Consider the following 21,954-nt stretch of genomic DNA (forward strand, 5'->3'; position numbering starts at 1 on the left):
ATAGATTATTCTAGCGTATATTTCAATTTCTCGCAGTGTTAACAGACTTATGTTTAATGATAAATTCTCAGATTATCGCTTTCATCTTCTTGAACCTCTTCGTTTCCCATTGGTGACTCGCCTCTATAAGAATCATTACCCCGCTGGCAAGCCGAAAAAAGATGAAACTATCTGGATAGGAGAGTCTAACAAAGGGATTGTCAGTGCGGTTCGCTATAAACGGGTCACCGACTCTATTCAGCTATTAACGGGAATGTTGGTTATACCAGAATTGCGAGGTGAAGGCGTTGCTGATCAACTGCTGATTGCCACTAAGTCCGTAACGGAAGAGAAAATCTGTTACTGCTTTGCTTATCGCTATTTAGTTCCCCTTTATCAACGTCATCAGTTTGTTGAAATCAATGCTGAACAATTGCCGCCAGAGTTAGCGTCACGCTTTCACTCATACTGTCAAAGTGGCAAAGATTTAGTGCCGATGATTTATCAAGCTTAAATAATGAATGACAGAAATAGCAGTAAACAAGAAAGAAAAAAGGAAAGGAAGTTAGGAACGAGTCGCGACTTTTTGTCTATTAGCGCTTTTGTATTTTTCTATTTCTTCATTTTCTAGTCAATAAAATACAAAAAGGGAGCCGAAGCTCCCTTTTTTACGCTGTATAAAAATCGTCGATATTATTCGAAGATTTTAGCAACAACACCAGCACCTACAGTACGACCACCCTCACGGATAGCGAAACGTAGACCTTCGTCCATTGCGATTGGAGCGATTAGTGTAACAACCATTTGGATGTTATCACCAGGCATAACCATTTCTACGCCTTCTGGTAATTCGATAGTACCAGTTACGTCAGTTGTACGGAAGTAGAACTGTGGACGGTAGCCTTTGAAGAACGGAGTATGACGGCCGCCTTCATCTTTAGAAAGTACGTATACTTCTGATTCGAACTTAGTGTGTGGGTGGATTGAACCAGGCGCTGCTAGTACTTGACCACGTTCAACGTCTTCACGCTTAGTACCACGTAGAAGTGCACCAACGTTCTCACCAGCACGACCTTCGTCTAGAAGCTTACGGAACATTTCAACACCAGTACAAGTCGTAGTTACTGTCTCTTTAATACCTACGATTTCTACTTCGTTACCTACGTTTAGGATTCCACGTTCGATACGACCAGTTACTACTGTACCACGACCCTGGATTGAGAATACATCTTCAATTGGTAGTAGGAACGGTAGGTCTACTGCACGCTCTGGCTCTGGGATATAAGTATCTAGTGCTTCTGCAAGCTCAACGATCTTATCTTCCCACTGCTTTTCGCCTTGTAGTGCGCCAAGAGCTGAACCTTGGATTACTGGTAGATCATCACCTGGGAAGTCGTACTCAGATAGAAGTTCACGAACTTCCATTTCTACTAGCTCTAGAAGCTCTTCATCATCAACCATGTCACATTTGTTCATGAATACGATGATGTAAGGAATACCAACCTGGCGACCAAGTAGGATGTGCTCACGAGTCTGTGGCATTGGGCCATCAGTCGCTGCTACTACTAGGATACCACCGTCCATTTGAGCAGCACCAGTGATCATGTTTTTAACATAATCGGCGTGTCCTGGACAGTCAACGTGTGCGTAGTGACGAGACGGAGTATCGTACTCTACGTGTGAAGTTGCGATTGTGATACCGCGCTCGCGCTCTTCTGGAGCGTTATCGATTGATGCGAAATCTTTAGCTTCACCACCGTATACTTTTGATAAAGTAGTACAGATTGCAGCTGTTAGAGTAGTTTTACCGTGGTCAACGTGGCCAATTGTACCAACGTTAACATGCGGTTTCGTACGTTCGAATTTTTCTTTAGACACGATCGTGTTCCTTCCTAGTTAAGAATGTCCGGCACCAATGCCGAACTTTCCAAAGAGAATAAATTAGTATGCAGAGCGGGATTGTACAATCCTGTCTGCAACGTTCTTAGGCACTTCAGCGTACTCACTAAACTCCATAGAGTAAGAGGCACGACCCTGAGTTGCAGAACGCAGGTCGGTTGCATAACCAAACATTTCAGATAAGGGTACTTGAGCTCGTATGATTTTCAAGCCTGCTGGACCTTCATCCATGCCTTCAATCATACCACGGCGGCGATTTAAATCACCAACAACGTCACCCATCCAGTCTTCAGGAGTGGTTACTTCAACTTTCATCATTGGTTCAAGAATCACAGGATCAGCTTCTAGCATACCATTTTTAAATGCCATCGCACCTGCAATTTTGAACGCCATTTCTGATGAGTCAACATCATGGTAAGAACCGTCGTACAGTGTCGCTTTAATGTCTAGTACTGGGAAACCAGCTAGCACACCATTGCCCATCTGTTCTTCGATACCTTTGGCGACAGAACTGATAAATTCTTTCGGTACTGAGCCACCCACAATTTCGTCAACAAATTCAAAGCCTGAGTCTTTTTCGGATGGTTCAAATTTAACCAACACGTGACCATATTGGCCTCGACCACCAGACTGTCGAACAAATTTGCCTTCAACGTCAGAGTTTCCGCGAATCGTTTCTCGATACGCGACCTGAGGTTTACCGACATTACATTCCACACTGAACTCACGACGCATGCGATCAACGATAATATCAAGGTGCAGTTCACCCATACCTGAAATTAACGTTTGACCAGATTCATCGTCAGTTTCCACACGGAAAGATGGATCTTCTGCTGCTAGTTTACCTAGTGCAAGTCCCATCTTATCCTGATCAGCTTGAGAACGTGGTTCTACCGCAATCTGAATAACAGGCTCAGGGAATTCCATACGCTCAAGAACCACTTTATGATTCTGGTCACATAAGGTTTCACCTGTGGTCACATCTTTGAGACCAATTGCTGCTGCGATATCACCCGCGCGAATTTCTTTAACTTCTTCACGCTTGTTTGAGTGCATCTGAACAATACGACCAATGCGCTCACGTTTCATTTTCACTGAATTATAGACAGTGTCGCCGGTGTTTACCACACCTGAGTAGACGCGCATAAATGTTAGCGTACCAACAAATGGGTCTGTAGCGATTTTAAACGCGAGGGCTGCAAATGGTTCATTATCGTCAGCGTTACGCTCAATATCTTTTTCGTGATCGTCCAAGCCTTTAATAGCTGGAACATCAACCGGTGACGGAAGATAATCTACAACGGCGTCTAGTACTGCTTGAACTCCTTTGTTCTTGAACGCTGAACCACAGGTTGCAAGGACAATTTCATTATTCAATGTACGAGTACGTAGAGCTTGCTTGATTTCATCTTCAGATAGATCTTCACCTTCAAGGTACTTATCCATTAACTCTTCAGATGCTTCAGCCGCTGTCTCAATTAAATTCGTACGCCACTCTTCAGCAAGATCAAGCATATCTTCAGGAATGTCTTTATAGGTAAACGTCGTACCCATATCTTCATCATTCCAGTCAATTGCCTTCATCTTAATGAGGTCAACAACCCCTTTGAACTCGTCTTCCTCACCAATATTTAATTGAATTGGAACAGGTGTTGCGCCCAGACGATTCTTAATTTGGTCTATTACACGTAGGAAGTCTGCACCCGTACGATCCATTTTATTAACGAATACGATACGTGGGACTTGGTATTTATCAGCTTGACGCCATACAGTCTCAGACTGAGGTTCAACACCTGACGAGCCACAGAATACAACAACCGCGCCATCAAGCACACGCAATGAACGTTCTACTTCAATCGTGAAGTCAACGTGCCCTGGAGTATCAATGATGTTAATGCGATGATCGGTGAACTGAGCTTCCATACCACGCCAAAAGGTTGTAGTAGCAGCAGAAGTGATAGTAATACCACGTTCTTGCTCCTGCTCCATCCAATCCATGGTTGCAGCCCCGTCATGTACTTCACCAATCTTATGAGAAAGACCAGTGTAGAACAGGATTCGCTCGGTAGTTGTGGTTTTACCGGCGTCTACGTGCGCACAGATACCGATATTTCGGTAGCGCTCAATAGGAGTTTTACGAGCCACGATTTTATTCCTCTAACCAAGGCATGAGCCTTAGAAATACGAGAAAAGCACAGCCTATGTAACATAGGCTGTGCTTGGTAGTTATTACCAGCGGTAATGTGCGAATGCTTTGTTCGCGTCTGCCATACGGTGAACGTCTTCACGTTTCTTAACAGCAGTACCTTTGTTGTCAGACGCGTCTAGCATTTCATTTGCTAGGCGTTGCGCCATTGACTTCTCACCACGCTTACGCGCAGCTTCTACTAACCAACGCATAGCTAATGCATTACGACGTACAGGGCGAACCTCTACTGGAACCTGGTAAGTAGAACCACCAACACGGCGAGATTTAACCTCTACCGCAGGGCGAATATTTTCAAGTGCTTGTTCGAATACAGCTAGGTGCTCTTTACCAGAACGCTCAGCAATGATGTCTAAAGCGCCGTATACAATCTTTTCAGCAGTCGATTTCTTACCGTCAACCATAATAATGTTGACAAATTTTGCCAGCAGTTCAGATTTGAACTTAGGATCTGGAAGGATCTTACGCTGGCCTATAACGCGACGACGTGGCATGGATATATCTCCGTTGTCTTCTTCAGGTTATCCAAAACTTTTCAGTTTTTTCAAATTAAATTAAATGTTTGGCCTTACTTAACGGAAACCATTAAGACTTAGGACGCTTAACACCGTACTTAGAACGACCTTTCTTACGGTCATTTACGCCTGCACAGTCAAGTGCACCACGAACGGTGTGGTAACGCACACCCGGTAAATCTTTAACACGACCACCACGGATTAGAACAACACTGTGTTCCTGAAGGTTGTGACCTTCACCGCCGATGTATGAAGTAACTTCAAAGCCGTTAGTTAGACGAACACGACATACTTTACGTAATGCTGAGTTCGGCTTCTTAGGAGTGGTAGTATATACACGAGTACATACTCCACGTTTTTGTGGACACGCAGCTAGTGCAGGCACGTTGCTTTTAACAACTTGCTTTGCACGTGGCTTACGTACCAACTGGTTAATAGTTGCCATCAAATAGCTCCTGGATGTACTGTCATAAACACATGAAAATACCCTCCTGAATAGAGGGACGCGAAATTTTAGGCTTGTAAGGGGAAGGTGTCAAGAAATATACAATAATGTTTTGAATATTTTTGTGAATAACTCTGTTAATAAGCCGTATAAAAGCTCTGTTCTTTTATTACTGACTTACCAAGTTACTGTTTTATCAAAACGAGCCGTCAACCCAACAAAACCTTTATAATCAACACGCTTAAAACTTTGCTCAATTTTATCCTCTAGCCCTCGTGCTTCTAGGTCTGGGGTTAAAATATATATTTCTAAATTGCTGTTTTTTAGCAGTGTTGCGCACTCAGAACCGCTCAATCCAGCATAAATACCGTCTTGATAAAGCAGGATCGCATCCTGATTGCTGCTATATTGTAAACATTGCTTTACTAATTGCGATTGAAATGGTGATTTTTTTATCAGATGTAACATGATATTCCTTTAGAATCGCAGTAATTGCTTACAACTGTTTAATTTTAGCGCGATCTCGGCGATTGAACAAGTCATCACATCGACAAGAAGATCCTGTTGATCTATCCCGCGTTCATCTAAAGATTGCTGACAAACATAGAGCTGCTCTACATCATAGAGTTCTAGCATTTTAAACAACGAGATATAGTCACGAGAAAGGATCTTTTCAGGATCTTGTTGTTTTAGGAGTTGGAAAATTCCATCACCTAGAAACAGTAATCCAATATTTTCACTGTACGCCGAAGTCGCTAAAACTGCATCTAACCCTTCTCGACCACTTGTTATACCATGAGGGGCAGAAGTGAAAATAAAACCAACATCAATCTGGGTAGTCATACTTTTAAACTCGATTTATGTTCTATATAGGGTGCTAACCTACTCAGGTATATACCCTTCTTACTTGAAGTTGCTAGGTTGTTGGCTACGCTCGCTCGCCCCAATTATATAGCGCACCTATACTCATGAGGCCTCACTTGCTTGCCATCTACTAGCAGCTCCAATGACTTTGGGTATGGATAACTTAAGTATAAATATTCTTGGACTAAAAATTTACAATTAAAATTGGATCACACGATCGCATTTTAAAAGCATTTCAGCCATTGAGCCTAAACCTGATTGAGTAAAATGCTCCGCTAAATTGCCATGAGGTTGATGAAGACTCTTTGCTTCATCATCGCTTAAAATTCCTCGACGAAGCGCTGCTGCAACACAGGTTTGTAACTCAACTTGATGTTCAGAAGCAAGCTTTTGCCATCCAGCAACAATATCAAACTCATCACTAGCAGGAGCCGTAAACTCCGAACCATTATAAACACCATCTTGATAGAAGAAGATTCGATCTAATTGATGCCCTTCTTCAATGATCGCTAAAGCAAATTGATAGGCCGCTCTTGCTTGCTGAGAACCATAGGCTGAGCCATTAACCACAAGCCCGTAGTGTAAACTCACTTATCACTATCCTCAGTTTTTCGCTGACGAATATAAAGATAAACCGTATGCTTGGAGATATCTAAGCGATCAGCTACACGATTAATCGCATCTTTGATATCAAAAATCCCTTTTTCATACAGATCCATCACTATTTGACGGTTCTTCATATTATTCGATACCTCTTTATCTGCTGTCACATCTTCGACCGTTCGCTCGACGGTTTGATCCACCAGTTCATCAACATCACTAGCAAAATTAACCGTTGAAGCCGCTTTACTTGCCTCTTCATTAGGCATAAATGCAGCGAGAACTTGAGAGAAAGGCGCATCAAGATTAACGTTGATACAAAGCAAGCCAATGATTCGTTGATCACCATTACGGATCGCGACAGTGATCGACTTCATTAAGGTGCCTGTCCCACCTTTGGCTCGGGTAAAATAAGCACGAGAAAAGTTACGCTCAGATCCTTCAATATCTTTTAGCATACGTAAAGCAAGATCGGTAATCGGAGATCCCACCGTACGCCCGGTGTTTTCACCATTGGCAATTTTAATTGCAGATTTATCTAAATCATCAAGAGAATGAAGAACAATTTCACAATAAGGACCAATTAAAGCGGCGAGACCATCAACAACGGCTTCATAGGAGTGTAATAGATGGTAATCATGCTGACTAAAAACAAACCCTTCAGCTAATTCTTGCTCAAAAATGGCATCTGTATCGTTTTCAATTTCAGACATAATGACTATCCCTTACAAATAAATGATAATTTTTCAAATTTATCTGTAAGTCTATCAGATATTCCTGCGAGATAAAAAAAAGACCCAGTATAAACTGGGTCTTTTTAATCTTTAAATAATTTATCTATACCCTTCTTACTTGAAGTCGCTAGGTTGTTGGCTGTACTTGTTCGCCTACTAGCAACACCAATGACTTTAGGTATATATGCCAACTAAATAAGAGAGCTAATTATTTAGCTGCTGCTTGTGCTGGCTGACCAATTTTCAGTAATTCCACTTCAAAGACTAACGTTGAGTTTGCTGGGATTGCTGGTGAATCTTGCTCGCCGTAAGCAAGTTGTGGTGGGATCACAAACTTAAACTTAGAACCGACAGGCATTAACTGAACGCCTTCAGTCCAACCAGGAATAACGCGATTTAATGGGAATGTTGCTGGTTGATTACGATCATACGAGCTATCAAACTTAGTACCATCAATGAGTGTGCCCGTGTAATGAACTTCAACAGTATCCGTTGCTTTTGGTTTAGCCCCTGTACCCATTGTTTCAACTTTGTACATTAAGCCAGAATCAGTTGTTTTTACACCTTCTTGCTTAGCAAAATCGGCACGGAAATCATCGCCTGCTTTAACTGCGGCTTGAGCTGCTGCTGCTGCTTTCTCTTGTGCTAACTTAGCAACACGAGTATCTAGTGATTTCAATGTATCTTGTAGTTCTTGATCTGTTAGTTTCGTTGTGTTGTTGAATGCATCTTTAACACCTTCAAGCACCATTTCTTTCTTAAGATCTAAACCAATTTCAGCTTGCTTATCTAAGTTTGCATTTAGATATTTAGCAAGTGATGCACCGATAGCATAAGCGGCTTGGTCATCTTCTGATGCGAATGCTGCTTTTTCTGCACTTGCTGCATCTGTAGTTTTAGCTGCTGTCTGCTCAACTTTTGCTGCTGGTGCTGGTGCCGCTTCTTGTGCTTTCTCGTCGTTACAACCTACCGCTAATAGAACAGTTGCTGCAAGAAGGGTCATTTTTAGAACAGGTTTCATTAAACTCTCCAGATCTTTTATTTCATCGAAAATAGATACAAAGAGGTCACATTAATAGGATAAATCCTGAATGTAGCCAACTTTTGCATTGAATTTTAATTAGTTCTATCTATTTCTCATTGATAGTTTTTTATAACAATCAGCAATAAACAGAACATCATCATAAATAAACTATAATTTTATACCCTTGGTCAACAATAAAAACAAAGAGTTCATTATTAATCTATTTATTATTGTATTTAGTGTATTACATCTAAAGATAGCATTTTATTTCTATCTTTATACCATCATATTAACTAAAAATATCGTAAATAATCGTGATTAAGGCATACCTTAACAACAATTGCTGATGATTCAACCGTTATACCCTAAACCTCATAATGAATTAACATTTTATGGTTAAAATATGTAAATTTACTGGCTAAGATCTTAAAGCTGAAGCAATGAAAGGTGAATGCTTTTGCTATTTTTATCCATAAAAACCCTTTATGATACCTAAGATTAAAACAATCAATCGCCATAAAAATGAGTCTTAAACTCGATGGTCGCTAACTCAATGGAAATAAAAATGAATAAAGACGCACTCTTTTCCCAACAAATTGATTCATTAGAATATAAAGTTGCCTTTCAAGAGCAGACCATTGAAGAGCTAAATGATGCGCTGACTCAACAGCAACTATTAATTGATAAAATGGCGGTTCAGTTAAAATATTTGGTTGATAAACTAAAAGAGATGGAACCATCAAACATGGCATCAGCAAAAGATGAAACACCGCCTCCACACTATTAATGCCTAACCTTATCAATCTAAACTAAATATTCAGATACAAAAAAGGAGACCATGCTAGTCTCCTTTTTGCTAATTACTTTTATCAATCACTTATTTATGAAGTGAATGATGATAAAGAGGATTAGTGACTGCAGCCACAACCGCCTTTACCTTCGCCACCACAGCAGCCTTCTTTCTCTTCGTGACCATGATCGTGATCACCACCGCCACAACAACCACCTTCTTCTTTATGAGAATGGCCATGAGATAGTTCTTCTTCCGTCGCAGCACGAACCGCAATCACTTTCACGTCAAATGATAGTGTTTGTCCTGCTAGCATATGGTTACCATCAACAACCACTTCATCACCATCAACTTCAGTCACTTCAACTGGAATTGGACCTTGGTCAGTATCAGCTAAAAAGCGCATACCAACTTCGATTGTGTCAACACCTTGAAATACTTCAGCAGGAACACGCTGAACCATCGCATCATGGTAGTCGCCATACGCTTCTTCTGGAGTAACCGTCACAGAGAAAGTATCACCTTGTTCACGGCCTTCTAATGCTTTTTCTAGACCAGAGATTAGGTTGTTATGACCATGCATATAATCTAATGGTGCTTCTGCTGTTGATTGATCAACAAGTGAACCATCTTCACCTTTAACTTCATAAGCAAGGCTTACAACCATATCTTTTGTAATTTTCATGTCGACTCCAGTTGGAATAAATAATCAGTAACAACGAAATTAGCGATCTATTTTGATCGCTGATTTTCGCTATTGTCAGTAAATATATACCTAAAACAATGGGAGTTACTAGTAGGGGAATGATGCAGTCCCTACTTCAATAAACCTAGCCTAGCAACTTCAAGTAACAAGGATATAATATCACTTTATAGCAGAATAATATCCTATCCGACCTCTCTATGCTATCAGGGCGTAAAAATCCCGATAACTTGATCGGAAACTTCCGTCGATGGTTCCTTACTTTTTATTGTGGATTTCATTGAACGCTGATCTTGATGTTCACAAGCAACACACTCTATATGCTCAATATTTTCAATTGACCACCAACGTAATGTGTCTTCTTTTTGACACGCTGGGCATGTTGCGCCTGCAATAAATCTTTTTCTTTCCATTAGAGCTTCCTTTGCTTATTTTTTAATCTACATTCCAATGATGATATTTATCTTTATCACTGCGCATTTCTCGATCAAAAATTTCTTCTAATTCTTTTCTTGCTTCTTTGGTTCTAGAAGCTAACGCAACATCTTCATTATGCTCTGGTGTAAATTCACGTAACAGTTGAGAATCGAGTCGATGAAAATGCTCCTCTGCTCTTTTTGCTCGATAAGGGTGCATGCCTAAAGATGTTAATGTTTTTCGACCTAAATCTAGCGCCCCTAAAAAGGTTTCTCGAGTATAGCCATCAACATTATGATTTAACAATTGATGCGCATCAACCCGGCTTCTTGCTCTTGACAGAATTTTAAGGTGAGGAAAATAATGCTGACAAATTTCAACGATTTTCATCACATCATCGGGGCTATCGCTACAGATAACGATAGCTTCTGCTTTATCCGCTCCTGCCGCACGTAACAGATCAAGCTGAGTCGCATCACCATAAAAGACTTTATAACCAAATTTTCTTAGCATTTGTATTTGACTAGGATCCCTTTCCAAGATCGTCAGTTTAATTTTATTGGCATAAAGAAGACGTCCGATAATTTGACCAAAACGGCCAAAGCCCGCAATAATAACCCGAGATTCGCGACCAACCACGTCGCTATCGTGAGACTGCACTTCGTCACTATTGAGTTCTCGAGCAAACCAACGGTTTTGTAATAACAGTAAAATCGGTGTCGTTACCATTGATAAACTGACAACCACTAATAAAAAGCTATGAAGTTGAGCATCTAACGCTCCCTCTGCTCTTGCTGCAGTAAATAAGACAAACGCAAATTCACCTCCTTGGCTTAAGATCACCGATAATTGACTTCTTGATTTAGAACCAATTTTCCATAAGCGAGCAAGTCCATAAAGTACCGCCATCTTAATGGCAATCAGCGCAGCAACACAGCCAAGAATAATCAACGGTTGTTCAACAAATAATTCTAAATTAACCGTCATTCCTACTGAGATAAAAAAGAGACCTAACAGCAACCCTTTAAAAGGTTCAATCGCAATCTCAAGCTCATGGCGATATTCACTTTCAGCCAATAAGACCCCAGCAAGAAAAGTCCCCAGCGCCATTGAAAGCCCTAATTGTTCCATCGCAAGGGCAATGCCTATCACCAAAAGTAAAGCCGCGACATTAAACAGTTCTCGTACGCCACTTAATACTACCCAACGAAACAACGGACGCAGCAAATAATGACCCGCAACAAGCAAACCTAAAAAGCCAGCAAGCGTCCAGATAAATTCAATCCAATCACCACCACTGCCACCCGCAAGGATCGGTAATACAGCTAGCATTGGAATCACCGCAATATCTTGAAAGAGGAGAATAGAAAACCCAGACTGTCCCGATTCAGAGCCTCCTAACCCTTGTTCATCAATAATTCGTAACGCAATTGCTGTTGAAGAGAGCGCAAGTCCCATTCCGATGATCAGAGCTTGCTGCCAACTTAACAACATCCCAGCAGCCACGGTAATTGCAACTGCAATCATAGCAATCAACACCGTAGATATCACCACTTGCCCTCCCCCTAAACCCAGGATCGGGCTTCTCATCTTCCAAAGCGTTTTAGGATCAAGCTCTAAACCAATCAAAAATAGCAACAGAACCACACCAAATTCAGAAAAGTGCAAAACTGCATCAACATCATCAATTAATCCCATCCCCCAAGGACCAATGACAATGCCTGCCATGAGATAACCCAATACAGAACCAAGCCCTAAACGTTGAGCAATAGGAACCGCAATCACCGCAGCAGAGAGGTAAACCACAGTAGCATGAAGAAAACTCTCACTCATGATAAGTCCCCTTCAATAAATAACGGATTATCTAGCCATTGATAGTAGCTGTCACAATGAGCTTTTCTCTCTTGTTCACCAACACTTCTCGCCCAATAGAGAACAAGAGGCGGTAACCACTCCATACGACAAAGTGCGGCGGTTAATTCGAAAGGCTGTAAAATTTCATTGAGGGAGTAACGGTTATAGCCACTTGAAGTAAATGCTGTTTTTGCACCGCCTGTCGTAATCACTGAACGCCAATATTTTCCCATTAGTGCATCACCACTTTTTCCATAAGCAAAGCCTTGCCCAAGCACCACATCTAACCATTCTTTCATTAATGCGGGACACGAGTACATATAAAGAGGATGTTGAAAGACAATAATATCGTGAGCATTGACTAATGCTTGCTCACGGACAGTATCGATAAAAAAGTTGGGGTACTCGGCATAAAGATCATGCACGGTAACGTGGTCTAGCATTGAAATATGCTTAATCATCTCAGCATTCGCCACAGAATCTTGTGGGTAGGGGTGAACATAGATAACAAGAACTTTCGGTTTGGGCTTTCCTTTCATATAAATCCTTTTGATTACGCCTTTAACTCCAATCGGTCTTTTTACTGCTCTACATTTTTCTTATGCAGCACAAAGCCTGAAAACACTCTAACAAAAATGTTACGTTTTCGTCTGGATATTTTTACTTTTTATTCATATTTATCGCTATTTTACTCTTTCTTTATGCCTAAAATAATTGGCGTTGCTAGTAGGCAGCAAGTGAGTGAGGCCCCATGAGTATAGGTGTACTCTATGATTGGGGTGAGCGAGTGCAGCTAACAACCTAGCAACTTCAAGTATGAAGGGGATATTCTCAATTTCATTGGAACTTTAGTTAAGCAACAAATAAGAAGAGTATAGTTTCTATTAGTATCAATATCGCCACTGAGCCATGATTAGTATAAAATCAGCAGCTAACTTCTCCTTTAACTGTCGATGAGTATGATCACTTTTTCAAATATACAGCTATTACGAGGCGGAAAACCGCTACTGGATAACGCATCCGCTGTCATTCAACCCAACGATAAGCTCGGCTTAGTCGGTAAAAATGGGTGTGGTAAATCATCTCTTTTTGCTCTGTTAAAAGGAGAGCTTTCTCTTGATGCGGGAACCGCGAAGCAACCTCACCATTGGCAATTAGCATGGGTTGCCCAAGAAACACCGGCACTTGAACGTCAGGCCATTGAGTACGTTATCGATGGAGATAGAGAGTATCGAGGTTTAGAAGAGCAACTTGTCATTGCCGAACAGAAAGATAACGGCACACTGGTTGCTGAGCTGCATGGCAAACTTGATGCGATCGGTGGCTACACCATTCGTTCTCGAGCCGCAGAACTATTAGATGGCCTCGGTTTTTCTCAAGAGCAGATGAGTTGGAATCTAACCCAATTCTCTGGTGGTTGGCGTATGCGTCTGAACTTAGCACAAGCCCTACTTTGTCGCTCTGACCTTCTTTTACTTGATGAACCCACCAACCACTTGGATCTCGACGCGGTAATGTGGCTAGAACGCTGGCTGCAAACGTACCCTGGTACACTACTACTTATTTCTCATGACCGAGATTTTTTAGATCCTATCGTCAATAAGATTATTCATATTGAAGGTGGAGATCTGAATGAATATACCGGTAACTACTCCTCTTTTGAAACTCAGCGTGCAGAAAAACTCGTTTTACAGCAAGCACAATTCCAGAAGCAGCAGCGCCAAATTACGCATATGCAGTCTTATATCGACCGTTTCCGTTATCAAGCCAATAAAGCGCGCCAAGCACAGAGTCGAATAAAAGCGCTAGAGAGAATGGAAAAGGTATTGCCAGCTCAGCTTGATAATCCATTTAACTTTCAATTTAGAGAGCCGGATGCCCTACCTAATCCAATTCTAATGATGGACGATGTGGCGATTGGTTACGATGATGTCGCGATCTTAGAGAAAATCCGTCTTAACCTTGTGCCGGGAAGTCGTATCGGTCTACTCGGTCGTAATGGTGCAGGTAAATCAACCTTAGTTAAATTGCTTTCTAATGAGTTAAAACCTCAAGGCGGTGAGTTTAACTATTCGCAAGGGGTGAAAATTGGTTACTTTGCCCAGCATCAATTAGAAACATTACGTCCTGAAGATACCCCTGTTCAACATATGATGCGTGTCGCGCCAAAAGCAACAGAACAACAACTTCGAGATTACTTGGGCAGCTTTGGCTTTTTAGGGGATAAAGCCCTCGAACCCGTAGCTCCATTTTCTGGCGGTGAAAAAGCACGTTTGGTTTTAGCTATTATTGTTTGGGATAAGCCGAACCTCTTGCTACTCGATGAACCAACCAACCACCTCGATCTTGATATGCGCCAAGCGCTAACCATGGCTTTGCAACTGTTCGAAGGCGCGATGGTGATTGTCAGCCACGATCGTTACTTACTACGTGCAACAACGGATGAGCTCTATCTGGTCCATGATAAACAAGTTGTCCCATTTAATGGGGATCTTCATGATTACCACGTTTGGTTAGGTGAACAGCAACGCTTAGAGAAAAAAGAAGCGCAACCGAAAGAAAAGTCGTCAGTGAATAGTGCAGCGGCTAAAAAAGAGCAAAAACGTTTAGACGCTGAATTTCGAAAGCAGACAGCACCAATGCGAAAGCGTATTACTCAACTGGATAAATTGATTGAAAAAGAAGCTGCTGCATTAATTGAAATAGAAGCCATGCTTGCCGATAGCGATATTTACCAAGCGGAGAATAAAGCCCAATTAACCACCGCACTTGCCAAACAGATAGAGATTAAATCTGCCCTAGAAGAGAGCGAAATGGAGTGGCTCGATCTTCATGATGAATTAGAAGAGAAAGAACAAGCGTTCACTAACAATCAGTAAGCAATAAGATTAACGTTAAATTTATCATGAATAGAGCTCATCTAATGATGGGCTCTACTTTTACTATGGAGTTACTATGATCATCCCTTGGCAAAATATTCAACCAGAGACATTAGAAAACATTATTGAACAATATGTTCTTCGTGAAGGGACAGATTACGGTGAGAATGAAATATCTCTGAAAGATAAAGTATCGCAAGTCAAAAACCAGCTAAAATCAGGGGAAGCCATTATTATTTTTTCTGAGTTGCATCAAGAGATTAACATTAAACCTAAATCTGAATTGAATTATGCTGAAGATAATGAGTCTTATTAAGTGTTATTGTAATAATCAGTAACACGATGTCATAAGATTGCAAAGATTCTCAACATTATAGAGCAATCCCTCGTCAGTAAATTAAGCTATAAAAATGCGGCAAGAAAATATACCTAAAATAATAGAAGCTGCTAGTAGGCGGCAAGTGAGTAAGGCCCCGTGAGTATAGATGTACGATATAATTGGGGCGAACGAATACAGCCAACAACCTAGCGACTTCAAGTATGAAGGGTATAGACCTCTCAACGAATAAGAGAACATATCGATTAAAGGAGTTATCATGTCAGCTAAGCATCCTATCATTGCCGTAACCGGTTCTTCAGGCGCAGGAACTACCACCACCAAAGAAGCCTTCCGCAAAATGTTTGCCGCCCTTGATATTAACGCAGCATGGTTAGAAGGCGATAGCTTCCACCGATTTACTCGCCCTGAGATGGATAATGAGATCCGTAAAGCCAAAGCACAGGGGCGCCATATCAGTTATTTTGGTCCTGAAGCCAATGACTTTCGACAATTAGAAACCTTCTTTCAGCAATACGGAGAAGATGGTACAGGAAAGTACCGTAAATATCTCCACACCTTTGATGAAGCGGTTCCTTACCAACTGACTCCTGGTAATTTCACCCCTTGGCAGCAATTACCAGAAGAGACTGATTTAGTTTTTTATGAAGGTCTACACGGTGGGATTGTTCACGATGATATCGATGTCGCTAAAGAGGTCGACTTATTGATCGGCATGGTTCCGATCGTCAATTTAGAGTGGATTCAAAAGAGTGTTCGAGATATTCGAGAACGAGGTCATTCTGCAGAAGCCGTTCAAGACTCGATTATTCGTTCAATGGATGATTACTTAAACTACATTACGCCACAGTTTTCGAGAACTCACATCAACTTCCAACGGGTTCCAACCGTTGATACCTCTAATCCACTTAATGCGACTGCGATTCCAACTCTTGATGAAAGTTTTGTGGTAATCCGCTTTCGAGGAATAAAACAGGTCAATTTTCCTTACCTGTTAGCGATGATTGAAGGCTCTTTTGTCTCAAGTCACGATACCTTAGTGGTACCAGGAGGCAAAATGAGCTTTGCGATGGAGTTAATTATGCGCCCATTAATTGAGAAACTAATCACTCATGGCAGTATTCACTTATAAGTAAATCGTGTACCGTTCTTACTTTAAGTCTATATTAATGCAATTTAAGCGTGCCAAAATGATGAGCGTCAAATCAATATTACTCGCTATTTCAATAGGCTTCACATTTCTGAATGTAACTTAAATGAATCTTCGTGATCCCACGCACATTTTTGACGCATTAATAACCAGTTATGCCGTATTAAAATCAAGAAATAGTTTACAAAAAAGGATAGAATCTTACGGTAAATTATCAGCACACTTGCTATCTACCTTATTAACGATAAATATCACTTTCAGCTCTGAATAGAGGAAATATAAGTGACATTCGAATTATAGCTAGATGACGAAGCAAATCATGTAGAGGAATAAATAGATATGGTTTTAGGCAAACCTCAGACAGACCCTACTTTGGAGTGGTTTTTATCTCACTGTCACATCCATAAGTATCCGTCAAAAAGTACATTGATCCATGCTGGCGAAAAAGCTGAAACACTTTACTTCATTGTAAAAGGTTCAGTTGCAGTTTTGATTAAAGATGAAGAAGGTAAAGAGATGATCCTTTCTTATCTTAATCAAGGGGATTTCATCGGCGAACTTGGCCTCTTCGAAGAAGGCGCAGAACGTACCGCTTGGGTTCGAGCTAAAACGCCTTGTGAAGTCGCTGAAATCTCATTCAAGAAGTTCCGTCAATTAATTCAAGTTAATCCAGATATCTTGATGCGACTCTCGGCGCAGATGGCAAGCCGTCTTCAGACAACCAGCCAAAAAGTCGGTGATCTTGCATTCTTAGATGTAACAGGACGAATTGCACAGACACTATTGAATCTTGCAAAACAACCTGATGCGATGACTCACCCAGATGGCATGCAGATTAAGATCACCCGTCAAGAGATCGGACAGATTGTTGGTTGTTCTCGTGAAACAGTGGGTCGTATCTTAAAGATGCTAGAAGAGCAGAACTTAATTTCAGCTCATGGTAAAACGATTGTTGTTTACGGCACTCGTTAACCGACAAAACAGAAAGAGATGAGATAACGATCTCCTGATTGGATCTTGCTCACTAAATAAAAAACCGCAGCTTAGCCTGCGGTTTTTTATTGCCTATAAATAAGTATCCCCTCTTCAGAAACTGATTAATAATCAAACTATAAAGTATAAAAAAACCTAAAGACCACCTGAATATTCGACTAAGATCACAATATTTTTATTATTATGAAAAAAAATTATTAGATTCAATTATGAAACTTTAAAACCCATAAATGGGATTACTAGCAATATATAAATTCAAAACCAGTAAAATTACCAGTATAAAATATCGAAAACAGACAAAAGAACAATATATAGCAAAATAACAAAATAACTTATCAGACATCATTTTTCATCAATAAGTCCTTGTTTTATATTCATTTATGTTTTTTTATTATTTTTTTTGAACTATTTGACACTTTTATAAACACCAGACAATATAGCTGCAAAGTGATTGTTTTGGTTAGTAAAACACTTTTTGTTTTTTACAAAACAATCGTTATCAGGGAAATGGAACGAATGCTCATTTAGCGATTTAGCTTTTGACATTCCGATAACTAATAAAGGCATGGGAAACTCATGAAAAAGACTCTTTTAGCTCTAGCCGTACCAGCTCTTCTAGCGGCAGGCTCTGTAAACGCTGCAGAAATTTATAACAAAGATGGCGTAACTGTTGATATCTTCGGTGATTTAGACGTTCAATACTACCAAGATAAAGATAAAGATTTAGATGCAGAAATCCGTATTGATGATGCTGATTTCGGTTTCGGTCTTAAGTACCAAGTAAACGACATGCTTGCTGTTGGCGGTAAATTAGGTATCGACGGCGATGCAGATAACGAAGATAACAAATTTGTTCGTGATGAAGCATTCGTAGGCCTACACTTCACTAACTACGGTATTCTTACTTTTGGTGAGCAGTACACAGTACTGGATGATTCTGGCATCGGTGGTGATTACGAGTTCGGTTATGCTGGTTTTGTTGATGACCAAAATATGTATGGTCAGCAAGTTGTAAAATACGTATACGACAACGGTGGCATGTTCTACGGTGCAGTAGCATATAATGCTTATCAAAATGGTACTGGCGGCACTAGCAATAATGAATTAGATGAAGCAGATAAGGGTTTTGACGGCGACTACGATATTGATGGCCGTATCGGTTTCCGTATGGAGAAATTAGATGTAACTCTTTACGGTGGTTACTCTGAGAAGAAAAAACTAGGTGAAATGGATAATGCTGAAATTACAATCTATGACCTTGAAGTTCGTTACCAGTTAATGGATAACATAGGTTTAGCTGCTACAGCGTCGGGTTCAAACACTGATGCTGATGGTTCAATGTCTAAAGATGTATATATGTACGGCTTAACTGGTACTTATACTATGGATAAAGTTGTATTTGCAGCTGGCTATGGTTACCGAGATACTAATTGTGACGATATGGACGCAGAAGATTCAACAGAAAATAATGGCTATATCAATGCCACATATAATTGGACTTCAAACGTTTGGACTTATGCAGAACTTGGCTTTACTGATGCTAAAGATGAAGATACTGGCTATGTTGTTGGTATGGGCGTAAGCTTCTAATAATAAATTATCATATGACATGATATACTGAAGCCACTATATATTAGTGGCTTTTTGCTTTTTAGCCATGATAAAAAATGGAGAACAGGATGTTTAAAAAAATAATTCTACCCCTGCTAATCATGCTGCCTGTTTCCACTATGGCTGCAGAAATCATTCTGCCAAATAGTGTTAACTTAATGGCATTAGATGGCAAAAAACTCAAAGATAAAGATCAGCTTGCTGACTTAGCTGCGGGTAGTCATCAATTAATTATCGAATACTCTCAACCGTTAAAGAGAGGTTCAGCGAAGTCTTCTTATACTTCAGATCCATTAATTTGGAATATTGATGTTAATGAAGGTAGCTACAAGCTTAGCCATAAATACTTTGCTAACTATACCGTTGCAGCAGGCGCATTCTCAGGCAATAAAGTCGGCTGGGCCGTTAGCCATAATGATGGCGAAAAAATGCCCCTTGAGCTTCCTGTACTGCCGAGTAAAGGTGGCTTTATGGCTTACAATGATTTAGAAGAGTTAATTACTAAATATAATCAAAAGCATGGCTTAATGCTTGTTGAGCCTCAAGCAATTGATACTTCAGCAGTGACAACTGCAGCAGTGACGACGACAGCAGCGATCACAGCAACAACGGCTACAGCCAAATCTACGGCAGCGAAAAAAATAGTGCCACCAAATACCGACAAAAATGCACTAAAACAGCTACAAGCTTGGTATTTAAAAGCGACACCAGAGCAACGTAAGGAGTTCCGTCGCTGGCAGATCGATCAAGATTAATCTCTGACTCAAAAATAAAAATCACTCATAAAAAAGAGTTAAAAAATAGGCCGCTGATGGAATACCATTAGCGGCCTATTTGTTAATGACCATTTTTATAAATTTAATTAACTATACAGACTCAGCGTGTTTCACTGACTCCACTTCGATTAATTTAGCGATAGCATCACCCAATTTAGCGACACCATTAATAATCTGTTGCTCATCAATAATTAATGATGGTGTAAAACGTAACACATTCGACCCTGCCACTAAAATTAACACCCCTTGTTCTGCGGCAGCATTCATAATATCAACCGCACGCCCTTGCCATTGCTCATTGAGTACCGCACCTAACAGTAACCCTCGACCACGAATGTTTTCAAACAGTTGATATTGATTGTTTAATTTTTCTAATTCACGCTCAAACCACTGCTGACGAACCATTACACCAGATAGTACCTCAGGCTTGGAGGTTTCATTAATAACCGCTTCAGCAACCGCACAGGCCAATGCATTGCCACCATAGGTTGTGCCATGAGTTCCCGGAGTTAAGTGTTTGGCGATATTCGAGGTTGTCATCATGGCGGCAATGGGGAAACCACCACCTAATGATTTTGCGGTGGTTAAAATATCCGGCGTCACACCACACGCTTGATAGGCATAAAAAGCGCCAGTTCTGCCATTGCCTGTCTGCACCTCATCAAAAATAAGTAGCGCATTATGCTGTTCACACAAGGCTTTAACGCCTGCTAAAAACTGAGGTTCCGCATCGATAATTCCGCCCTCGCCTTGCAATGGCTCCATCATAACGGCACAGGTTTTATCTGAGATATGTTGAGAAAGTGTCTCTAAATCATTATAAGGAAGGTGAGTGATCTCCTGTGGTTTAGGGCCAAAACCTTCGGAATAACTTGGCTGTCCACCCACGGTAACAGTAAAGAAAGTACGACCATGAAACCCTTGTTTAAAGGCAATAATCTCATTCTTCTGCTCACCGAAATTTTCTAGTGCATAACGACGCGCTAATTTAAGTGCCGCTTCATTGGCTTCAGCCCCAGAGTTTGCAAAGAAGACTTTTTCTGCAAAAGAGAGCTCTGTCAGTCGCTTGGCTAAACGTAATGCCGGTTCGTTAGTCATAATATTACTCACATGCCACAGTTTTTGTGACTGCTGCTGCAATGCATTAACCATCACGGGATGACAGTGGCCTAAGCTGCTCACCGCAATACCGCCAGCAAAATCAATATACTCGGTTCCTTGTTGATCCCAAACCAACGAGCCTTTACCTTTGGTCAAAATCATCGCCATTGGGGAATAACATGGCACCATGTATTGATCAAAATCCGCACGCTTAACACTCTGTCCCATCTCTCTCTCCTTGAGTTATGCTTTTATTCTCAAAAGTTACTTCTCTATTGATATTAGTTCATCGTAACTAAACTATTCATTCATAATAACTAAACAAGAGAGAAAATAAACAAAAAATGAGTATCTATGCTTATTTTATGACTTTTTATATAAAAAAGATCTAAAATACTAACGATTAATAAAATTGGCTAACAGTGCTAAACCCTTTTCTGTCTTAATGCTTTCAGGGTGAAATTGCACCCCTTCTAAATCCAAGGTTTTATGACGAATTCCCATAATCTCATCTTGTTCATTGTTTGCGTTATAGCTCCACGCGGTAATCTCAAAACAATCCGGCAAAGATTGCTCTTCAATCACTAAAGAGTGATATCGAGTCACCGTTAATGGATTTGGTAAATCAGAAAATACACCTTGTTGATCATGATGAATCGTTGAGGTTTTGCCATGCATTACCTCTTTAGCTCGAATGATATTAGCACCAAATGTTTGTGCCATTGCTTGGTGTCCTAAACAGACGCCAAGAATCGGTAACTTGCCTGCAAAGGTTTTAATTGCCGCTAAAGAGATCCCAGCTTCATTGGGTGAACAAGGTCCAGGAGAGATGACTAGGTGGGTGGGATTTAGTTCAGCGATACCCGCTAAATCAATTTCATCATTGCGAATCACTTTTACCTCAGCACCTAGCTGACAAAAATATTGGTAAAGGTTATAAGTAAAAGAGTCATAATTGTCGATTATCAATAACATAAAAAATCTCAATACTCTGAATATAAAATTTGAACACTCAGGAAAAAATGGCAATAAAAAAGGCAAGTAAAATTGCTCTTACTCACCTTGATTATATGCTTG

The 21,954-nt window shown here is 40.5% G+C and carries 23 protein-coding genes; 8 read left to right on the forward strand and 15 right to left on the reverse strand.

Features of this window, described 5'->3' with window-relative positions; translation table 11 throughout:
• Positions 1-49: 49 nt before the first annotated feature.
• On the forward strand, positions 50-493 hold the full coding sequence (locus tag L0B53_RS06365) for a GNAT family N-acetyltransferase (RefSeq protein ID WP_235061310.1): 444 nt from the start codon (positions 50-52) through the stop codon (positions 491-493).
• Between the two features lie 179 nt (positions 494-672).
• Here L0B53_RS06365 and tuf read toward each other — a convergent pair whose 3' ends face one another.
• From tuf to fkpA, 9 genes are all read right to left on the reverse strand, one after another.
• Entirely contained in the window at positions 673-1,857 is a 1,185-nt protein-coding gene (tuf, locus tag L0B53_RS06370) for an elongation factor Tu (RefSeq protein ID WP_235061306.1), read from the reverse strand.
• 63 nt (positions 1,858-1,920) lie between these two features.
• The gene (fusA, locus tag L0B53_RS06375; protein WP_235061311.1) at positions 1,921-4,023 is read right to left on the reverse strand and encodes an elongation factor G; all 2,103 of its coding nucleotides are present in this window, start codon (positions 4,021-4,023) and stop codon (positions 1,921-1,923) included.
• An 84-nt stretch (positions 4,024-4,107) separates the two neighbouring features.
• On the reverse strand, positions 4,108-4,578 hold the full coding sequence (rpsG, locus tag L0B53_RS06380) for a 30S ribosomal protein S7 (RefSeq protein WP_235061312.1): 471 nt from the start codon (positions 4,576-4,578) through the stop codon (positions 4,108-4,110).
• Positions 4,579-4,669: 91 nt separating this feature from the next.
• Positions 4,670-5,044, reverse strand: a complete 375-nt coding sequence (rpsL, locus tag L0B53_RS06385) for a 30S ribosomal protein S12 (RefSeq protein WP_235061313.1) — start codon at positions 5,042-5,044, stop codon at positions 4,670-4,672.
• Positions 5,045-5,221: 177 nt separating this feature from the next.
• Entirely contained in the window at positions 5,222-5,512 is a 291-nt protein-coding gene (tusB, locus tag L0B53_RS06390; RefSeq protein ID WP_235061314.1) for a sulfurtransferase complex subunit TusB, read from the reverse strand.
• A gap of 9 nt (positions 5,513-5,521) precedes the next feature.
• Complete coding sequence (gene tusC / locus L0B53_RS06395) at positions 5,522-5,887, reverse strand: sulfurtransferase complex subunit TusC (RefSeq protein ID WP_235061315.1); 366 nt, start codon at positions 5,885-5,887, stop codon at positions 5,522-5,524.
• A 219-nt stretch (positions 5,888-6,106) separates the two neighbouring features.
• Positions 6,107-6,499, reverse strand: a complete 393-nt coding sequence (tusD, locus tag L0B53_RS06400; protein ID WP_235061316.1) for a sulfurtransferase complex subunit TusD — start codon at positions 6,497-6,499, stop codon at positions 6,107-6,109.
• Positions 6,496-7,221 carry a transcriptional regulator gene (locus tag L0B53_RS06405; protein WP_235061317.1) on the reverse strand — a complete coding sequence of 242 codons (726 nt, stop codon included), beginning with the start codon at positions 7,219-7,221 and terminating at the stop codon, positions 6,496-6,498. The genes tusD and L0B53_RS06405 overlap by 4 nt, the downstream gene beginning before the upstream one ends.
• 229 nt (positions 7,222-7,450) lie before the next feature.
• Positions 7,451-8,263: an FKBP-type peptidyl-prolyl cis-trans isomerase gene (gene fkpA / locus L0B53_RS06410; protein WP_235061318.1), complete on the reverse strand. Its 813-nt coding sequence runs from the start codon at positions 8,261-8,263 to the stop codon at positions 7,451-7,453.
• Between the two features lie 568 nt (positions 8,264-8,831).
• Between fkpA and L0B53_RS06415 the strand changes: the two genes are divergently transcribed.
• The gene (locus tag L0B53_RS06415) at positions 8,832-9,053 is read left to right on the forward strand and encodes a SlyX family protein (RefSeq protein WP_235061319.1); all 222 of its coding nucleotides are present in this window, start codon (positions 8,832-8,834) and stop codon (positions 9,051-9,053) included.
• Positions 9,054-9,174: 121 nt separating this feature from the next.
• On the opposite strand, the gene slyD is transcribed toward L0B53_RS06415, so the two are convergent.
• From slyD to kefG, 4 genes are all read right to left on the reverse strand, one after another.
• Complete coding sequence (slyD, locus tag L0B53_RS06420) at positions 9,175-9,741, reverse strand: peptidylprolyl isomerase (RefSeq protein WP_235061320.1); 567 nt, start codon at positions 9,739-9,741, stop codon at positions 9,175-9,177.
• A gap of 224 nt (positions 9,742-9,965) precedes the next feature.
• Entirely contained in the window at positions 9,966-10,172 is a 207-nt protein-coding gene (locus L0B53_RS06425) for a YheV family putative zinc ribbon protein (protein ID WP_235061321.1), read from the reverse strand.
• Positions 10,173-10,194: 22 nt separating this feature from the next.
• Complete coding sequence (gene kefB / locus L0B53_RS06430) at positions 10,195-12,009, reverse strand: glutathione-regulated potassium-efflux system protein KefB (protein ID WP_235061322.1); 1,815 nt, start codon at positions 12,007-12,009, stop codon at positions 10,195-10,197.
• Entirely contained in the window at positions 12,006-12,569 is a 564-nt protein-coding gene (gene kefG, locus L0B53_RS06435; RefSeq protein WP_235061323.1) for a glutathione-regulated potassium-efflux system ancillary protein KefG, read from the reverse strand. The genes kefB and kefG overlap by 4 nt, the downstream gene beginning before the upstream one ends.
• 420 nt (positions 12,570-12,989) lie before the next feature.
• On the opposite strand from kefG, the gene L0B53_RS06440 reads away from it, so the two are divergent.
• From L0B53_RS06440 to L0B53_RS06465, 6 genes are all read left to right on the forward strand, one after another.
• Positions 12,990-14,909, forward strand: a complete 1,920-nt coding sequence (locus tag L0B53_RS06440) for an ABC transporter ATP-binding protein (RefSeq protein WP_235061324.1) — start codon at positions 12,990-12,992, stop codon at positions 14,907-14,909.
• Positions 14,910-14,985: 76 nt separating this feature from the next.
• Complete coding sequence (locus L0B53_RS06445) at positions 14,986-15,225, forward strand: YheU family protein (RefSeq protein WP_235061325.1); 240 nt, start codon at positions 14,986-14,988, stop codon at positions 15,223-15,225.
• A gap of 280 nt (positions 15,226-15,505) precedes the next feature.
• A complete protein-coding gene (locus tag L0B53_RS06450; RefSeq protein WP_235061326.1) occupies positions 15,506-16,378 on the forward strand; it encodes a phosphoribulokinase in 873 nt (290 codons plus the stop codon).
• A 357-nt stretch (positions 16,379-16,735) separates the two neighbouring features.
• On the forward strand, positions 16,736-17,368 hold the full coding sequence (gene crp / locus L0B53_RS06455) for a cAMP-activated global transcriptional regulator CRP (protein ID WP_235061327.1): 633 nt from the start codon (positions 16,736-16,738) through the stop codon (positions 17,366-17,368).
• A gap of 597 nt (positions 17,369-17,965) precedes the next feature.
• Complete coding sequence (locus tag L0B53_RS06460; protein WP_235061328.1) at positions 17,966-18,979, forward strand: porin; 1,014 nt, start codon at positions 17,966-17,968, stop codon at positions 18,977-18,979.
• Positions 18,980-19,068: 89 nt separating this feature from the next.
• Positions 19,069-19,755 carry a DUF2057 family protein gene (locus tag L0B53_RS06465; RefSeq protein WP_235061329.1) on the forward strand — a complete coding sequence of 229 codons (687 nt, stop codon included), beginning with the start codon at positions 19,069-19,071 and terminating at the stop codon, positions 19,753-19,755.
• A 111-nt stretch (positions 19,756-19,866) separates the two neighbouring features.
• Here L0B53_RS06465 and L0B53_RS06470 read toward each other — a convergent pair whose 3' ends face one another.
• Together L0B53_RS06470 and L0B53_RS06475 are read right to left on the reverse strand one after the other, a co-directional pair.
• The gene (locus tag L0B53_RS06470; protein ID WP_235061330.1) at positions 19,867-21,105 is read right to left on the reverse strand and encodes an aspartate aminotransferase family protein; all 1,239 of its coding nucleotides are present in this window, start codon (positions 21,103-21,105) and stop codon (positions 19,867-19,869) included.
• Positions 21,106-21,273: 168 nt separating this feature from the next.
• Positions 21,274-21,852, reverse strand: coding sequence for an aminodeoxychorismate/anthranilate synthase component II (locus L0B53_RS06475; RefSeq protein ID WP_235061331.1), 579 nt, complete (start codon positions 21,850-21,852; stop codon positions 21,274-21,276).
• Positions 21,853-21,954: the final 102 nt, after the last annotated feature.

The organism is Vibrio sp. SS-MA-C1-2, assembly GCF_021513135.1.
Taxonomy (GTDB): Bacteria; Pseudomonadota; Gammaproteobacteria; order Enterobacterales; family Vibrionaceae.

Bases quoted from the DNA above. Each gene is read 5' to 3' on its own strand.
- L0B53_RS06365 (WP_235061310.1), top strand. From the start codon at position 50: ATGTTTAATGATAAATTCTCAGATTATCGCTTTCATCTTCTTGAACCT.
- rpsG (WP_235061312.1), bottom strand. From the start codon at position 4,578: ATGCCACGTCGTCGCGTTATAGGCCAGCGTAAGATCCTTCCAGATCCT.
- rpsL (WP_235061313.1), bottom strand. From the start codon at position 5,044: ATGGCAACTATTAACCAGTTGGTACGTAAGCCACGTGCAAAGCAAGTT.
- tusB (WP_235061314.1), bottom strand. From the start codon at position 5,512: ATGTTACATCTGATAAAAAAATCACCATTTCAATCGCAATTAGTAAAG.
- tusC (WP_235061315.1), bottom strand. From the start codon at position 5,887: ATGACTACCCAGATTGATGTTGGTTTTATTTTCACTTCTGCCCCTCAT.
- L0B53_RS06405 (WP_235061317.1), bottom strand. From the start codon at position 7,221: ATGTCTGAAATTGAAAACGATACAGATGCCATTTTTGAGCAAGAATTA.
- fkpA (WP_235061318.1), bottom strand. From the start codon at position 8,263: ATGAAACCTGTTCTAAAAATGACCCTTCTTGCAGCAACTGTTCTATTA.
- L0B53_RS06415 (WP_235061319.1), top strand. From the start codon at position 8,832: ATGAATAAAGACGCACTCTTTTCCCAACAAATTGATTCATTAGAATAT.
- slyD (WP_235061320.1), bottom strand. From the start codon at position 9,741: ATGAAAATTACAAAAGATATGGTTGTAAGCCTTGCTTATGAAGTTAAA.
- L0B53_RS06425 (WP_235061321.1), bottom strand. From the start codon at position 10,172: ATGGAAAGAAAAAGATTTATTGCAGGCGCAACATGCCCAGCGTGTCAA.
- kefB (WP_235061322.1), bottom strand. From the start codon at position 12,009: ATGAGTGAGAGTTTTCTTCATGCTACTGTGGTTTACCTCTCTGCTGCG.
- kefG (WP_235061323.1), bottom strand. From the start codon at position 12,569: ATGAAAGGAAAGCCCAAACCGAAAGTTCTTGTTATCTATGTTCACCCC.
- L0B53_RS06440 (WP_235061324.1), top strand. From the start codon at position 12,990: ATGATCACTTTTTCAAATATACAGCTATTACGAGGCGGAAAACCGCTA.
- L0B53_RS06445 (WP_235061325.1), top strand. From the start codon at position 14,986: ATGATCATCCCTTGGCAAAATATTCAACCAGAGACATTAGAAAACATT.
- L0B53_RS06450 (WP_235061326.1), top strand. From the start codon at position 15,506: ATGTCAGCTAAGCATCCTATCATTGCCGTAACCGGTTCTTCAGGCGCA.
- crp (WP_235061327.1), top strand. From the start codon at position 16,736: ATGGTTTTAGGCAAACCTCAGACAGACCCTACTTTGGAGTGGTTTTTA.
- L0B53_RS06460 (WP_235061328.1), top strand. From the start codon at position 17,966: ATGAAAAAGACTCTTTTAGCTCTAGCCGTACCAGCTCTTCTAGCGGCA.
- L0B53_RS06465 (WP_235061329.1), top strand. From the start codon at position 19,069: ATGTTTAAAAAAATAATTCTACCCCTGCTAATCATGCTGCCTGTTTCC.
- L0B53_RS06470 (WP_235061330.1), bottom strand. From the start codon at position 21,105: ATGGGACAGAGTGTTAAGCGTGCGGATTTTGATCAATACATGGTGCCA.
- L0B53_RS06475 (WP_235061331.1), bottom strand. From the start codon at position 21,852: ATGTTATTGATAATCGACAATTATGACTCTTTTACTTATAACCTTTAC.